At 69.4% G+C, this 14,694-nt stretch carries 12 protein-coding genes, 1 rRNA gene and 1 riboswitch; of the genes, 1 reads left to right on the top strand and 12 read right to left on the bottom strand.

Features of this window, described 5'->3' with window-relative positions; genetic code table 11:
- Nucleotides 1-71: 71 nt before the first annotated feature.
- A complete protein-coding gene (gcvP, locus tag ACWCQK_RS38770; RefSeq protein ID WP_451163438.1) occupies nucleotides 72-2,957 on the bottom strand; it encodes an aminomethyl-transferring glycine dehydrogenase in 2,886 nt (961 codons plus the stop codon).
- A gap of 182 nt (nucleotides 2,958-3,139) precedes the next feature.
- A riboswitch (glycine riboswitch) is annotated at nucleotides 3,140-3,238 on the bottom strand.
- A 114-nt stretch (nucleotides 3,239-3,352) separates the two neighbouring features.
- On the opposite strand from gcvP, the gene ACWCQK_RS38765 reads away from it, so the two are divergent.
- The gene (locus ACWCQK_RS38765; protein WP_385789767.1) at nucleotides 3,353-3,724 is read left to right on the top strand and encodes a PRC-barrel domain-containing protein; all 372 of its coding nucleotides are present in this window, start codon (nucleotides 3,353-3,355) and stop codon (nucleotides 3,722-3,724) included.
- A 597-nt stretch (nucleotides 3,725-4,321) separates the two neighbouring features.
- Here the strand turns inward: ACWCQK_RS38765 and ACWCQK_RS38760 are convergent.
- The 11 genes from ACWCQK_RS38760 to rrf form a co-directional block, all read right to left on the bottom strand.
- Complete coding sequence (locus ACWCQK_RS38760) at nucleotides 4,322-5,857, bottom strand: DNA polymerase IV (RefSeq protein WP_451163436.1); 1,536 nt, start codon at nucleotides 5,855-5,857, stop codon at nucleotides 4,322-4,324.
- A gap of 56 nt (nucleotides 5,858-5,913) precedes the next feature.
- Nucleotides 5,914-6,558 carry a MerR family transcriptional regulator gene (locus ACWCQK_RS38755; RefSeq protein WP_451163434.1) on the bottom strand — a complete coding sequence of 215 codons (645 nt, stop codon included), beginning with the start codon at nucleotides 6,556-6,558 and terminating at the stop codon, nucleotides 5,914-5,916.
- Nucleotides 6,559-6,786: 228 nt separating this feature from the next.
- Complete coding sequence (locus ACWCQK_RS38750) at nucleotides 6,787-7,260, bottom strand: bifunctional nuclease family protein (RefSeq protein WP_385789771.1); 474 nt, start codon at nucleotides 7,258-7,260, stop codon at nucleotides 6,787-6,789.
- Nucleotides 7,261-7,344: 84 nt separating this feature from the next.
- Entirely contained in the window at nucleotides 7,345-8,082 is a 738-nt protein-coding gene (gene ftsR / locus ACWCQK_RS38745; protein ID WP_451163432.1) for a transcriptional regulator FtsR, read from the bottom strand.
- A gap of 43 nt (nucleotides 8,083-8,125) precedes the next feature.
- Entirely contained in the window at nucleotides 8,126-9,028 is a 903-nt protein-coding gene (locus tag ACWCQK_RS38740) for an FHA domain-containing protein (protein ID WP_451163430.1), read from the bottom strand.
- 61 nt (nucleotides 9,029-9,089) lie between these two features.
- Complete coding sequence (locus ACWCQK_RS38735) at nucleotides 9,090-9,932, bottom strand: DUF881 domain-containing protein (RefSeq protein ID WP_451163428.1); 843 nt, start codon at nucleotides 9,930-9,932, stop codon at nucleotides 9,090-9,092.
- An 8-nt stretch (nucleotides 9,933-9,940) separates the two neighbouring features.
- A complete protein-coding gene (locus ACWCQK_RS38730) occupies nucleotides 9,941-10,273 on the bottom strand; it encodes a small basic family protein (RefSeq protein ID WP_003988855.1) in 333 nt (110 codons plus the stop codon).
- On the bottom strand, nucleotides 10,270-11,166 hold the full coding sequence (locus ACWCQK_RS38725; protein WP_451163426.1) for a DUF881 domain-containing protein: 897 nt from the start codon (nucleotides 11,164-11,166) through the stop codon (nucleotides 10,270-10,272). The genes ACWCQK_RS38730 and ACWCQK_RS38725 overlap by 4 nt, the downstream gene beginning before the upstream one ends.
- Before the next feature lie 107 nt (nucleotides 11,167-11,273).
- A complete protein-coding gene (locus ACWCQK_RS38720; protein WP_451163424.1) occupies nucleotides 11,274-13,769 on the bottom strand; it encodes a sugar phosphate nucleotidyltransferase in 2,496 nt (831 codons plus the stop codon).
- Between the two features lie 113 nt (nucleotides 13,770-13,882).
- The gene (locus ACWCQK_RS38715) at nucleotides 13,883-14,491 is read right to left on the bottom strand and encodes a CDP-alcohol phosphatidyltransferase family protein (RefSeq protein ID WP_451163422.1); all 609 of its coding nucleotides are present in this window, start codon (nucleotides 14,489-14,491) and stop codon (nucleotides 13,883-13,885) included.
- A gap of 108 nt (nucleotides 14,492-14,599) precedes the next feature.
- Nucleotides 14,600-14,694, bottom strand: a 5S ribosomal RNA gene (rrf, locus tag ACWCQK_RS38710); the annotation flags it as partial.

Here is a 14,694-nt window from a genome sequence, read left to right as displayed (position 1 = left end):
GCCCCGGCCATCACGAACGCGCGAGGCGCCGCACCGGCCTTCCGGTGCGGCGCCTCGGCGCGGGTCGGGCGTCAGTCCTCGTACGCGTCCAGCGGCGGGCACGAGCAGACCAGGTTCCGGTCACCGAAGGCCTGGTCGATACGGCGCACCGGCGGCCAGTACTTGTCGGCGGCCGAGACTCCGGCCGGGAAGACGGCCTCCTCGCGGCTGTAGGCGTGCTTCCACTCCCCGCCGAGCGCGGCCGCGGTGTGCGGCGCGTTGCACAGCGGGTTGTCGTCGGCCGGCCAGTGGTCCGCGCCGACCTTCTCGATCTCCGTACGGATGGCGATCATCGCCTCACAGAACCGGTCAAGCTCGATCAGGTCCTCGGACTCGGTCGGCTCGATCATCAGCGTCCCGGCCACCGGGAACGACATCGTCGGCGCGTGGAAGCCGTAGTCGATGAGCCGCTTGGCGACGTCGTCGACGCTCACGCCGGTCGCCTTGGTGAGGGGGCGCAGGTCGATGATGCACTCGTGGGCGACCAGACCGCCCGGGCCCGTGTACAGCACGGGGAAGTGCGGTTCGAGCCGCTTGGCGATGTAGTTGGCGGAGAGCACCGCCACCTGCGTGGCCCGCTTGAGTCCTTCGCCGCCCATGAGGCGGACGTAGGCCCACGAGATGGGCAGGATGCCGGCGGAACCCCACGGAGCCGCCGAGATCGGGCCGACCCCGGTCTCGGGACCGGCCGCGGGCTGCATCGGGTGGTTCGGCAGGTACGGCGCCAGGTGCGACCGTACGGCCACCGGACCGACGCCGGGGCCGCCGCCGCCGTGCGGGATGCAGAACGTCTTGTGCAGGTTCAGGTGCGAGACGTCACCGCCGAAGTGGCCCGGCTTGGCGAGGCCGACGAGGGCGTTGAGGTTGGCCCCGTCGACGTAGACCTGACCGCCCGCCTCGTGCACCTGCGCGCAGATGTCGGCGACGTGCTCCTCGAAGACGCCGTGCGTGGACGGGTACGTGATCATCAGCACCGACAGCTCGTCGCGGTGCTTCTCGATCTTCGCGCGCAGGTCCTCGACGTCGATCTCGCCGTCGCCCGCCGTCTTCACCACGACGACCTTCATGCCGGCCATCACGGCGCTGGCGGCGTTGGTGCCGTGCGCGGAGGAGGGGATCAGGCAGACGGTCCGCTGGTCGTTCCCGTTGGCCCGGTGGTACCCGCGCACGGCGAGCAGACCGGCCAGCTCACCCTGCGAACCGGCGTTGGGCTGGAGGGAGACCTTGTCGTAGCCGGTGACCTCGGCGAGCCGCTCCTCCAGCTCACGGATGAGCGTCAGGTAGCCCTGCGCCTGCTCGGCGGGCGCGAAGGGGTGCAGCTGGCCGAACTCGGGCCAGGTGACCGGCTCCATCTCGGTGGTCGCGTTGAGCTTCATCGTGCAGGAGCCCAGCGGGATCATGCCGCGGTCGAGCGCGTAGTCGCGGTCGGACAGCCGGCGCAGGTAGCGCAGCATCGCGGTCTCGGAGCGGTGCTGGTGGAAGACCGGGTGGGTCAGGTACGCGTCGGTGCGCAGCAGCGCGGCCGGCAGGGTGTCCTCGGCGGTCTCGTCCAGCGCCTCGATGTCGCCCTCGACGCCGAAGGCCGTCCACACGGCGGCGATCTGCGCGCGCGTGGTGGTCTCGTCGCAGGCGAGGGAGACGTGGTCGGCGTCGACGAGGTGCAGGTTCACGCCGTGCTCGCGCGCGGCGGCCACCGTCGCGGCGGCCCGGCCCGGCACCCGCGCGGTGAGCGTGTCGAAGTAGGCGCCGTGCACGATCTCGACCCCGCCGGCGGTCAGACCCGCGGCGAGGAGCGTGGCGTAGCGGTGGGTGCGCCGGGCGACGGCCTTCAGGCCCTCGGGCCCGTGGTAGACGGCGTACATACCGGCCATCACGGCGAGCAGCACCTGCGCGGTGCAGATGTTGCTGGTCGCCTTCTCGCGGCGGATGTGCTGCTCACGGGTCTGGAGGGCGAGGCGGTAGGCCCGGTTCCCGTCGGCGTCGACGGAGACGCCCACGAGCCGTCCGGGCAGGCTGCGCGCGAACTTCTCGCGCACGGCCATGTAGCCGGCGTGCGGTCCGCCGAAGCCCATCGGCACACCGAAGCGCTGGGTGGTACCGACCGCGATGTCCGCGCCGAGCTCGCCCGGCGAGGTCAGCAGCGTCAGCGCGAGCAGGTCGGCGGCGACGGTGACGAGCGCGCCCAGCTCGTGCGCCTGGTCGACGAGCGGCTTGATGTCGCGCACCGCTCCGGAGGCGCCGGGGTACTGGACGAGCACGCCGTTGATCTCGCGCTCGGCGATCTCGGCCGGGATGCCGTCGCTGAGGTCGGCGACGACGACCTCCACACCGGTCGGCTCGGCGCGGGTCTGGATCACGGCGATGGTCTGCGGCAGCGCGTCCGCGTCGACCAGGAACAGACCCTTCTTGTTCTTGCCCATGCGCAGGGACAGCGCCATCGCCTCGGCGGCGGCCGTGCCCTCGTCGAGCAGCGAGGCCCCGGACGTCGGCAGGCCGGTGAGCTCGGCGACCATGGTCTGGAAGTTCAGCAGCGCCTCGAGCCGGCCCTGCGAGATCTCCGGCTGGTAGGGCGTGTACGCCGTGTACCAGGCCGGGTTCTCCATGACGTTGCGCAGGATGACCGGCGGCGTGAAGGTGCCGTAGTAGCCGAGGCCGATCATCGAACCGAGGACCTCGTTGCGGTCCGCGAGGGAGCGCAGCTCCGCCAGCACCTCGGCCTCGGTGCGGGCACCCGGCAGGTCGAGCGCGTCGGCGTTCTTGATCACATCCGGTACCGCGGCTGCCGTGAGTTCGTCCAACGAGCCGTACCCGACCTGCGCGAGCATCTTGGCCCGCGCCTCCTGGTCGGGCCCGATGTGGCGCTGCTCGAACGGGATTCCCTGTTCGAGCTCGGAGAGCGGAATGCGGTGGGCGGTCATTGCGGAGGCCTCCTGGTCTGACGCGACCTGCGAGGGGTACCTAGGCGCAGGTACCCGGACGGCCTCCCCCTCTGTCATCTCAACCTGAGAGTTTCACCGGATCACCCGGGACGGGGATACCGGCTTTCACCGTCGGTGAGAGCTGGGCGTCCGTCGACACCCGCTCTGCTTTCCAGAGTGACCTCGTCCGTGCGGTACGTGGGCCTGAGAGATTCCGGGGAGGAGTTGCTCCTTCGGCGCCTCCGATGATGTTGCTCGGAGGACTCTCCCGCACGGGGTCGGCAGCCGTTTGCCAGCGTACCAGCGCGGTCAACAAGGGCTCCTTCGAGTGGCCACCTTCCTGAATGTGCTCTTTTGTAGTGCTTACGAATGAGTTGCGACCTGGAGGAGGGCCCGTGCAGACCGATATCGATCCGCGCAACCTGATCGGCCGCAAGGCGTTCGACCGCAACGGGACCAAGATCGGCACCATTGACGAGGTCTACCTCGACGACGCCACCGGCGTGCCGGAATGGGCCGCCATACGTACCGGCCTGTTCTCGAGAGACGCCTTCGTCCCGCTGGAGCCCAGCGAACTGGTCGAGGGCGCCCTGCGCATCCCCTTCGAGCGAGCGCTGATCAAGGACGCCCCGGACTTCGGCGTCGGACGCCACCTCTCGCCCGAGCAGGAGCTCCAGCTCTACCACCACTACGGCCTCGACATCGCCGCTCCTCCCCCGATCCCGGACCACGACTTCGGCAAGCTGGCCGGCACGGACGAGGCCTGACCCCCCACCGCCCGCCCGTCCGCACTCCCCTCCACCCCCGACCCCACCGCTGCCCCACCGCTGCCCCACCGTCCCGCCCTCTCCTTGCCCGGCCGCCACCCGACCACCCGGCTGCCGGGCCGACGCACGACGTGGGCAAGGTCACGGCGGAACCTGGCATCCGCCCGCGCAGCCCCGCCCCGCGACGCGCGCCGGGACCCCTTCCGGCCCAACCTCGCCGGACGGACGGACAGACGGACCGACCGCACCGGCGAAACCGCGTCGGCCCCCGCACCCAGCCGGCTTCGAGCGGACCGCGCCCCCGGTCGGCGCCCATGACGTTCGCGCCGAGGACGGTGACCTCCACCTCGGCGCGGTCCCGGGGATCGCCGGGGGTGCGGCCGTGGCGCAGCGCGTTGTCCAGCAGGTTCGTCGCAGACCTCCTCGACCAGCTGGTCCAGGTCCAGCCGCAGCGGCACGGTTGCGAAGGTGTCGGGTGCCGCCCGCAGTCGGCCGCGCGCGAGGACGTTGCCGACGACGTCGGCCAGCCGGTCGGTGGCCCGGATACGGGGCAGATGGGAGGCGTGGACCGCGGGGCCCGCGTCCGCGCCCCCGTCGTCACTCCCCCGCCTGCCCCCGCCCCCTCCCCTGTCCCGATCCTGCCGACCGCTCGGCCGCGACACCGCCGCCGTCCGAGTCCGTATCCGAGTCTGTGTCTATGTCCGCGGTCGCGCTCGCGTTGGCGTCCATGCCCGATCGCGCGTCCAAGGTCACGACCATCGCCTCGGTCACGGCCGCGACAGCGCCCTCCTCGTCCGGTCTTCGCCGCACCAGCGGCAGCGGATCCGCCGGTTCCAGGTCCGGGTCGTCGATCCGGAAGGTCCGTACCCGCCCGGGTACCGATTCGGGCGTCTCGAACCGGACGGTGACCCGGCCGAGGCCGCTGCCCTGTACCCATCCATGTCCGTGCTCGGCGTGCCGCACGTCATGCCCCGCCCGCCAGCGCCGCTCGACCGGCTCCGGCGTCTCCGGCAGGGCCTCCTCCGCCGCCTTCTCCTCCGGTGCGTGCCGCGCCAGCTCCCCGGCCGCCTGGGCGAACAGATCCTCCTGCGTGTAGTCCGCGAGCCCGGACACACCCACCCCCAGCAGCCGCACCCCACCCGTCGTGTCCACCGAGTCCAGCAGCCGGGCCGCCGCCTCCCGCACCACCGCCGGATCGTCCGTGGGCCCGCGCAGCGTCTCCGACCGGGTCAGCGTCGAGAAGTCGTAGCGGCGCACCTTCAGCACGATGGTCCGCCCCGACAGCCCGGCCCCGCGCAGCCGCCCCACACACCGGTCGGCCAGCCGCTGCACCTCGAGGCCCACCCTGAGCCGGTCGTGGATGTCCACGTCGTACGTGTCCTCGACCGACACCGACTTGGTCTCCCGCTCGGCCACCACGGGCCGGTCGTCGTGTGCCAGCGCCATCGCGTGCAGCGCGTGCCCGTGCGCCTTGCCCAGCAGCCGTACGAGCTCGTCCTCGCCCGCCTCCGCGATCTCGTCGACCGTGGTGATCCCGGCCCGCCGCAGATGGTCGCCGGTGGCCGGCCCCACGCCCGGCAACGTCCGCACCGACATCGGCCCGAGCAGCGCCCGCTCGGTGCCCGGCTCGATCAGCAGCAGCCCGTCCGGCTTGGCCTGCTCGGAGGCGATCTTCGCGAGCATCTTGGACGCGGCCAGCCCCACGGACCCCGTCAGCCCCGTGACAGCCCGTATGTCGGCGCGCAGCCGCACACCTGTCAGCCGGGCCGACTCCGCGTCCCAGGCGGTCTCCCCGGCCTCCAGATCCACGAACGCCTCGTCCAGACTCAGCGGCTCCACCAGGGGTGACAGCGCCCGCAGCAGCCCCATCACCTGCTCGCTGATCGCCCGGTAGAACCCGAAGCGCGGGACGAGATACGCCGCGTTCGGCGCCAGCCGGCGCGCCTGCGCCATGGGCATCGCCGAGTTGACCCCGAAGACCCGCGCCTCGTACGACGCGGTCGCCACCACTCCGCGGGGCCCCAGGCCGCCCACGACGACTGCCTTCCCGCGCAGGCTCGGCTTGGACGCCTGCTCCGCCGAGGCGAAGAAGGCATCCATGTCGAGATGCAGGATCGTGGGCGCGGTTCTCACATCTCCGATGCTGCCCTACGCCACTGACAATGCCCGGGTACGGCTCCGGGGAGGTCTCAGACGGCCCGATTGCGGCGCCGCGCCAGCTCATCGGCGGGGTTGGGTCCGACGAGGGTCTCCCCCGTGTCGATCCGCTCCCCGTGCAGCTGCGAGAGGGCGTTCTCCACATCCCGCCACACCACGCCGACGGCGATCCCGAAGATGCCCTGACCGCCCTGGAGCAGGGCGTGGACCTCGTCGGGCGAGGTGCACTCGTAGACCGTGGCGCCGTCGCTCATCAGCGTCATGCGCCCCAGGTCACTGAAGCCACGCTCCCGCAGGTGCTGGACGGCGGTGCGGATGTTCTGGAGCGACACCCCGGTGTCGAGGAACCGCTTGACGATCTTGAGGACGACCACGTCCCGGAAGCTGTACAGGCGCTGCGTCCCCGACCCGTAGGCGGGCCGCACGCTCGGCTCGACCAGCCCGGTACGGGCCCAGTAGTCGAGTTGCCGGTAGGTGATCCCCGCGGCCGCACAGGCCGTCGGGCCTCGGTAGCCGATCTGCTCGGACGCCATGGACGTCGCCCCTCCGCTGCTCGGCACGGCCGAAGGTCGCTGCGGAGCGTGATCGACCGCGTCGCTGTGAAGCGGGTACGGACCACCCGCCCCGAAACCGGGTCCCGGGACGCCCCCAGCCATACCGCCGCCGCTGCTGCTCACGCCGACCTCCCTCCTCGACCTGCCTCCTCGACGGTAGGCAGTCACCAGGGGTGCGTCAACGATCGCCACACTCGGCACGCCGAGTGATAATCACCCTAGGAGTGGTTTCCCGTACCCCACCGCGGGGAAAGGCTAGCCGAATGCGCTCGGAGGGAGTCGCAGGACGCTCTCACTCGCCGCTGGCAATTGCCGCCGCACCCGGCCTTGTCACCGGCCGCGGCACCAGGCCTACTGGCTGCTGCTGCCGAAGTCCTCGGGCGAGATCTGGTCGAGGAACTCGCGGAACTTCTCCACCTCGTCCTCCTGCTCGTCCGGGATCGCGATGCCGGCGTCGTCGAGCACCGTGTCACTGCCGTAGATCGGCGTCCCGGTCCGCAGCGCCAGCGCTATGGCGTCGGACGGACGTGCGCTGACCTCGATCCCACTGGCGAAGACCAGCTCCGCGTAGAAGACGCCCTCACGCAGGTCCGTGATGCGTACTTCGGTGAGCTCCTGACCGACGGCTTCCAGCACGTCCTTGAACAGGTCGTGGGTCAGCGGTCGCGCGGGGGCCATGCCCTGCTGGGCGAAGGCGATCGCCGTCGCCTCCCCCGGCCCGATCCAGATGGGGAGGTAACGGTCGCCTCCCACTTCACGCAGGAGCACGATCGGTTGGTTGGAGGGCATTTCGACCCGGACACCTACGACATCGAGCTCGTTCACACAGCAACCCTAGGCCGTGCCCGGGACGTTTGGGTAGTCGGGCCCGGATCGGGCGCCCGATCACGCCGCGCGCGACCACCCTGTTCAGGGCAGCCGGACACCGAGCGCGGTCTGCACCAGCGCCGCGTGCAGCTTCACGGTGAGCCCCGCCAGCTCCTTGGTGCGGTCCTGCGCATGTGCCCTGGTCTGCGGGTTGCGGTGCCGCTTGAGCGGCGCGACCACCTGGTCCACGAGCCCCGCCTCACGGTCCGCGGCGGCCTTCATCGCCCGCAGATGCCGTGGCTCGATCCCGAACCGTCCGAGCTCGGTCACGAGCGAGGCGACGGTGACCGCCTCGGCGTCGTAGGCCCCGCCCTCCAGCGGGGTGATCAGCCCGTAGGACTGCCACTCCTCGAGTTCCTGCTCACCGATCTCCGCCGCGGCCAGCAGCTCGGCACGGCCGATCCGGACCGCGGTGGAGTCCTCCACCACCTGCGGCAGGGTCTCGCCGTCCCGCTGTCGTCCCACCGCGGGCAGCCGCACGGCTTCGCCGCGCTCCATCGCCTCGAGGTGCTCACGGATCACCTTGAGGGGAAGATAGTGGTCCCGCTGCATCCTCAGGACGTGACCGAGACGCTCGACATCCAGGGCGCTGAACTTGCGATACCCCGAGGGGGTCCGCTGCGGCTCGATGAGTCCCTCCGACTCCAGGAATCGGATCTTCGAGATGGTGACCTCGGGGAACTCCTCGCGCAGCACGTTCAGCACCGTGCCGATACTCATCAGCCCACTGTCCGCCGCGGCGGTGCCGTGCCCGGCACCGCCGCCCGGTGTTCGAAGCATGGACCTTCCCTGGGGGTCCCCCCGGACGGTGTCCGGGGGAGGGTCAGTAGCCTCGCTGGCTCGCGTAGAAGACCAGCCGGTACTTGCCGATCTGCACCTCGTCCCCGTTCGACAGAGGGACCTGGTCGATCCGCTCACGGTTGACATACGTGCCGTTGAGGCTGCCCACGTCGGCGACCGTGAACGCGCCGTCCTGGCCACGCCGGAACTCCACGTGCCGACGCGACACCGTCACGTCGTCGAGGAAGATGTCGCTCTGCGGGTGACGCCCCGCCGTGGTCAGCTCACCGTCCAGCAGGAAGCGACTGCCGGAGTTCGGACCCCGGCGCACGACCAGCAGCGCGGAACCCAGCGGCAGCGCGTCGACGGCCGCCTGCGCCTCCGGCGACAGCGTCGGCACCGCCGTCTGACCGGTGACCTCGGCGTCGTAGGCCTCGAGTCCGGAGATCGAGATCGTGGACGTCGTCTCCGACGGCCGCTCGGGCGTCACGCCGGGACGCAGCGGCGCGCCGCAGTTGGAACAGAAGCGGCTGTTCTCACCGTTGCGGTGACCGCACCTCGTACACACCAGGGCCGACACGGAAAACCCTCCACCCGTACTTGAGGTTGACGGTTGGCCGAAACCTATGCCGCCGGACTGGGCGGGGTCAACAGACGGCGCGCCCTGACCTCCGGAAATGTCACCGCCCGGACCAGTCACCTGGTCCCGGAACAGCGGCCGCTGGCCCTCCGCGTCAGGCTGTGCGCGATGGCGAGCGGTCGCGTTGTCGCTACCCTCTCGCGCGCTCTTGCCGAACAACTTCGCAAACAACTTCACGGGCGATTCCCCTTGACCGAAACAGACCCGCCCGTGGGGCAGGACGAACCCTGACTCAATACACCGGTCGACCCGGACATCTTCACAACGTCCGTATCCACCAGACAGTTTCCACCACGCACCACCCATTCGGTGCGCCGACCCCCCGCAACCTCTTGCCCTCGCGTGCCGACCCCCATGCACCCGCGGTTCACGAGGAGGACGACCGAGCGTAGTCAGGCCGCTTCACCGCTCGCAAGGCATCTACGACGATCTTGCTCGAACGTTCCACGGCAACCGTGGCCTGCTCCTTCTCCAGTGTCTGCACCACGCCTCCAGGGATGTTGAGCGCCGGTTCGAGATCCTGCGGCTTGCCGATGACCTTGAAACGAAAGGGAGCGTTGATCTTGTTCCCGTCGACGCTCACGCTCTTGCCGGATTCCGACAGATACGTGCCGGCGACCACGCGCACACCGTTCACCTGGATCGCCTCGGCACCGGCCGCGCGCAGCTCCTGGATCGCGTCGAGCAGCATGTCCGCCTCGACCGTCCCCTTCGTGTCCTCGATCGTCATCGTGATGCCCGGCCCCTGCGCGGCCACCGTGCCCGCGAGGATGCCGAGTTGCCGCTCCCTCTCCAGCGTCTGCTTTCGGGCCTCCTCGGCCTGGTCCGAGCTGTTCTCCAGCTCGTCGCGCTGCTTCTCCAGACCCTGCTTCTCGTCCTCAAGACGCTGAGTTCGGTCGTCGAGTTCATCGAGAATGCGAACAAGATCTTCCTGCCGCGCGCCACGCAGCGCGCTGTCACCGTCACTGTTCGACGCCACCTGCACGGCCAGCCCGAACCCCAGACCGAACAACAACACGGCCACGATGAGTTGGGCACGGGACACGCGCGGCGGCCACAACCCCTTCACCAGCCGCCGGCGGCCGGACATCGCGGGCTCCGACGTCCCCTCCGCGGGCTGCTCGGCCTCAGGTGCCCGCGCGGGCACCTCGTCGGGCAGTTCCTTGCGCAGCAGGTGCTCGGGCTCGGGTCGCTCGTCCTCGTTGGTCATCGGTGGTCTCACGCCCGGAAGACGTGCCGGCGGATGGCCGCGGCGTTGGAGAAGATCCGGATGCCGAGGACGACCACGACACCCGTGGACAGCTGGGCGCCCACGCCCAACTTGTCACCCAGGAAGACGATCAACGCGGCGACGACCACGTTCGACAGGAACGACACCACGAAGACCTTGTCGTCGAAGATCCCGTCGAGCATGGCCCGCAGACCACCGAAGACGGCGTCCAGGGCCGCCACGACGGCGATCGGCAGATAAGGCTCGACGACCGCCGGAACCTCGGGCCGGACCAACAGGCCGGCCACGACTCCCACGACGAGGCCCAGTACGGCGATCACGATGTGCCCTTCTCGGTTATCGGCTGTGCGGTACGTACGATCAGACTCGGTGCGGCGGGCAGCCGGACGTCACCCTCCGTGGAGATGCTGGTCCGGATGCCGAAGTTCTCCTGGAGAGCGTTCAGATACAGGCCGTCGGCACTGTTCTGGAACCTGGTGCTCAGCCGCTTCCCGTCCCCCACCGCGAGCACCGTGTACGGCGGCACCAACGGCTTGTTGTCGACCAGTATCGCGTCGCCCGCGGCCCTGATCGCCGACAGCGCCGTCAGCCGCTGTCCATTGATGGAGACCGCCTCGGCACCCGACTCCCACAGCCCGTTCACCACGCGCTGCATGTCCCGGTCACGAACCCGGCCGGTGTCGGTGAAGCCGGACGTCTCGCGCGGGTCGCCGTCACCCCCGGTGGTGGCTTCCTTGGCGTCGTTCACGACCAGCTTCACGCCGGGCCCGTGCACCTCGGCGGCACCCGACAGAATGCCCAGCAGCTCGGACTGGTCACCGCCGCCGCTCTGGCTGAGCGCCTCGCGCTGCCGGGCGCCCACGTCGTCCCTGAGCCTGTCGACGGAGCCCTCCAGCTTGTCGGCCGCTTCCGCCTCCCGGTCGATGCGGTCGATCAGCTCCTGGCGCTCCTTGGCCACCACCGGAGCCGCGACCCGGGCCTGTGCCGCGCCCACCGTCACGACCAGCGCGGCGAGCACCAGGCCGGCCGCCAGACCGAGCTTCGCGCTGAGAGTCCTGGGCAGGCCACCGGCGCCCGCGGCCGTCTTCCGGGCGGCGGCCTCGGCGTATCCGTCGTCGAGGCTGTGATCCATGACGTTGGTGAGCAGCGACATGGAGGCGTCCGGACGCGACGGGCGCGTGAATGTGCTCCGAACGGGGGGCTGCTGCGGCATGCCGCACATCGTCGCATGTCGCGACCACTACCTCCGAACGGCCCCACCGGCGTGCCGGACAGGCCCCCTTGGGGACACATGTCCGGCACGCACGCGTACCGGGTGTTTCAGCGCCCCGCGCTGTCCACGACGGCAGACCACTCGTCGAGCAGGGCCTGTGCGGAGGCGTCGTCCGGCCCCTCCGCCCACAGGTGGGTGACGGCCTCGGCCGGGTCGGGCAGCACCATCACCCAGCGACCGTCGCTCTCCACGACCCGCACGCCGTCGGTGGTGTCCACGGAGCGGTCTCCGGCCTCCTCGACGACGCGACGCATGACCAGCCCCTTGACGGCCCACGGAGTCGCCAGATCCCGCTTGAGAACGTGCGCCCTCGGGATCCGCGCGTCGATCTGGCTCAGCGTGAGCTGTGTCCGCGCCACCAGCCCGATCAACCGTACGAACGCGGCCGTACCGTCGAAGACGCTGCTGAACTCCGGGACGATGAACCCGCCCTTGCCGTCGCCGCCGAAGATCGTCGTCTCGTCCCGTCCGACCCGGGTCAGGTCGTCGGGCGAGGTCGTCGTCCACTCCACCTGGGTCCCGTGGTACGCCGCCACCTGCTCGGCGATCCGGGTCGTGGTCACCGGCAATGCCACCCGGCCGCTGCGCCGCTCCGCCGCCACCAGGTCGAGCATCACGAGCAGCGCCCGGTCGTCCTCCACGATCCGACCCTTCTCGTCGACGAGCGAGAGCCGCTCACCGACCGGGTCGAACCGCACACCGAACGCGGCCCTGGAGGACGCCACGATCTCCCCGAGCCGCACCAGCCCCGACCGCCGTACATCGGCGCTCTCCGTCGGCCTGGACTCGTCGAGACCGGGATTGACGGTCAGCGAGTCCACCCCGAGCTTGCCGAGCAGGCTGGGCAGGACGAGCCCCGCCGAGCCGTTCGACGCGTCGACCACGACCTTCAGCCCGGACTCGGCGATGCCGGTCGTGTCGACGTTGCGCAGCAGCGACCCGGTGTACGAGTCGAAGACGCTGGCCGGGAAGTACAGGTCGCCGATCTCTCCCGGGAACGCGCGCCGGTACTCCTGCCGCGCGAACACCCGGTCCAGCTTGCGCTGGCTGGCCTGCGAGAGGTCCGCGCCCTGTCCGTCGAAGAACATGATGTCCACGGAGTCCGGCACACCGGGCGAGGTCCTGATCATGATCCCGCCGGCGCTGCCCCGCGCGGTCTGCTGCCGGGCGACCGGCAGCGGTACGTTCTCCAGGTCACGAACGTCGATGGCACTGGCCTGGAGCGCCGAGATGACGGCCCGCTTCAGCGCGCGGGCACCACGGGAGTGGTCACGGGCCGTGGTGACCGTGGAGCCCTTCTTCAACGTGGTCGCATAGGCGCCGGCGAGCCGCACGGCGAGCTCCGGTGTGATCTCCACGTTGAGGATTCCGGACACCCCGCGGGCACCAAACAGATTCGCCTGCCCGCGCGACTCCCAGATCACCGACGTGTTGACGAAGGCGCCCGCCTCGATCGTCTTGAACGGGTAGACCCGCACATTGCCCTGCACGATCGATTCTTCACCGATCAGGCACTCGTCACCGATGACCGCGCCGTCCTCGATCCTGGCGGCCCGCATGATGTCGGTGTTCTTGCCGACCACACATCCGCGCAGATTGCTGTGCTGACCCACGTAGACGTTGTCGTGCACCACGGCTCTGTGCAGGAAGGCCCCGGACTTCACGACGACGTTCGAGCCCACCACGGTGTGCTCGCGGATCTCGGCGCCGGCCTCGACCTTGGCGTAGTCGCCGATATAGAGAGGACCCCGCAGCACGGCGTCCGGATGCACCTCGGCACCTTCCGCCACCCAGACTCCGGGAGAGATCTCGAACCCGTCGAGTTCGACGTCGACCTTTCCCTCCAGGACGTCGGCCTGCGCCTTCACATAGCTCTCGTGCGTGCCGACGTCTTCCCAGTAGCCCTCGGCGATATAGCCGTAGATCGGCTTGCCCTCCTTCATCAACTGAGGGAAGACATCGCCGGACCAGTCGACGGGTACATCCGGGTCGACGTAGTCGAACACCTCGGGCTCCATGACATAGATGCCCGTGTTCACCGTGTCCGAGAAGACCTGCCCCCAGGTCGGCTTCTCGAGGAAGCGTTCGACCTTGCCCTCTTCGTCGACGATGGTGATACCGAATTCCAGCGGATTGGGTACGCGCGTCAGACAGACGGTGACGAGCGCCCCGTTTTCCTTGTGGAAGTTGATCAGCTCGGTGAGGTCGAAGTCGGTCAGGGCATCACCGGAAATCACAAGGAACGCGTCGTCCTTCAGCGCTTCCTCGGCGTTCTTGACGCTTCCGGCGGTACCGAGTGGCTTCTCCTCATTGGCATAGGTGAGTTCCATCCCGAGCTCTTCGCCGTCTCCGAAGTAGTTCTTGACGAGCGATGCCAGGAACTGCACCGTTACGACGGTCTCGTTGAGCCCATGCCTTTTGAGCAGCCGCAGAACGTGCTCCATGATCGGTCGGTTGACCACCGGCAGGAGCGGTTTGGGCATGCTCGAGGTCATGGGGCGAAGGCGTGTGCCTTCGCCGCCAGCCATCACGACGGCCTTCATGTCGGAAGCGTCCTCCTCTAAAAGACGACGGTCTAGCCGACTTCACCCGTCCTGATTGTCCCGCACTTTTCCGCAACGGGCCATCGAGCCATCGCTACCGCCCCAGGGCGAGCTCAGTCGGCCATGGCGTCCGCACGAACCAGACGGCGGACCTGCACCACGTAGAGGACTCCTGCCCACCAGTACAGGGTTGTACCCCACACCGCGAACGCCCATCCGAAAACAGCGGCGAGTGACGCGATCCAGCCGCTTCCGTCGCTGAGGAGGAGCAACGGGAAGGCGTACATCAGGTTGAAAGTGGCCGCCTTGCCCAGGAAGTTGACCTGGGGCGGCGGATAGCCGTGCCGCCTGAGGATGCCCACCATGACCAGCAGCATCAGCTCCCGCGCCAGCAGCACCACCGTCAGCCACAGCGGAAGAATCTCGCGCCAGGTGAGCCCGACCAGCGTGGACAGAATGTAGAGCCGGTCGGCCGCGGGGTCGAGGAGCCGGCCGAGGCTGCTGATCTGGTTCCAGCGTCGCGCCAACTTGCCGTCGAGATAGTCGCTGATGCCGCTCAGAAGCAGGATGAGCAGGGCCCATCCGTCGCTCTTCGGGCCCCCGAACTCGGGCCAGAGGATGAGCCACAGGAAGACGGGCACACCGACGAGCCGAGCCATGCTCAGGATGTTCGGGATGGTGAGGACCCGGTCAGTCTGAACGCGGGTCTCCTGGACCTCCACCCGGGGGCCTCCAGTAGAAAATGAGCCAGTGATGCTCACTGACCCTACCTCAACGCAAAAAAGCTCTGGCTCTCGGGCTGGTGCCCAAGAGCCAGAGCTCTAAAAGGAGTTCGGCGGCGTCCTACTCTCCCACAGGGTCCCCCCTGCAGTACCATCGGCGCTGAAAGGCTTAGCTTCCGGGTTCGGAATGTAACCGGGCGTTT

The sequence above is a fragment of the Streptomyces sp. NPDC002306 genome (assembly GCF_053593435.1).
The sequence above is the reverse complement of the archived record's forward strand: the minus strand, read 5'-3'. Positions and strand labels throughout refer to the sequence as shown.

Coding starts and splice junctions, on each gene's coding strand:
- gcvP (WP_451163438.1), bottom strand. CDS start 2,957: ATGACCGCCCACCGCATTCCGCTCTCCGAGCTCGAACAGGGAATCCCG.
- ftsR (WP_451163432.1), bottom strand. CDS start 8,082: ATGCTTCGAACACCGGGCGGCGGTGCCGGGCACGGCACCGCCGCGGCG.
- ACWCQK_RS38740 (WP_451163430.1), bottom strand. CDS start 9,028: ATGGGTGGTGCGTGGTGGAAACTGTCTGGTGGATACGGACGTTGTGAA.
- ACWCQK_RS38735 (WP_451163428.1), bottom strand. CDS start 9,932: ATGACCAACGAGGACGAGCGACCCGAGCCCGAGCACCTGCTGCGCAAG.
- ACWCQK_RS38725 (WP_451163426.1), bottom strand. CDS start 11,166: ATGCCGCAGCAGCCCCCCGTTCGGAGCACATTCACGCGCCCGTCGCGT.
- ACWCQK_RS38720 (WP_451163424.1), bottom strand. CDS start 13,769: ATGAAGGCCGTCGTGATGGCTGGCGGCGAAGGCACACGCCTTCGCCCC.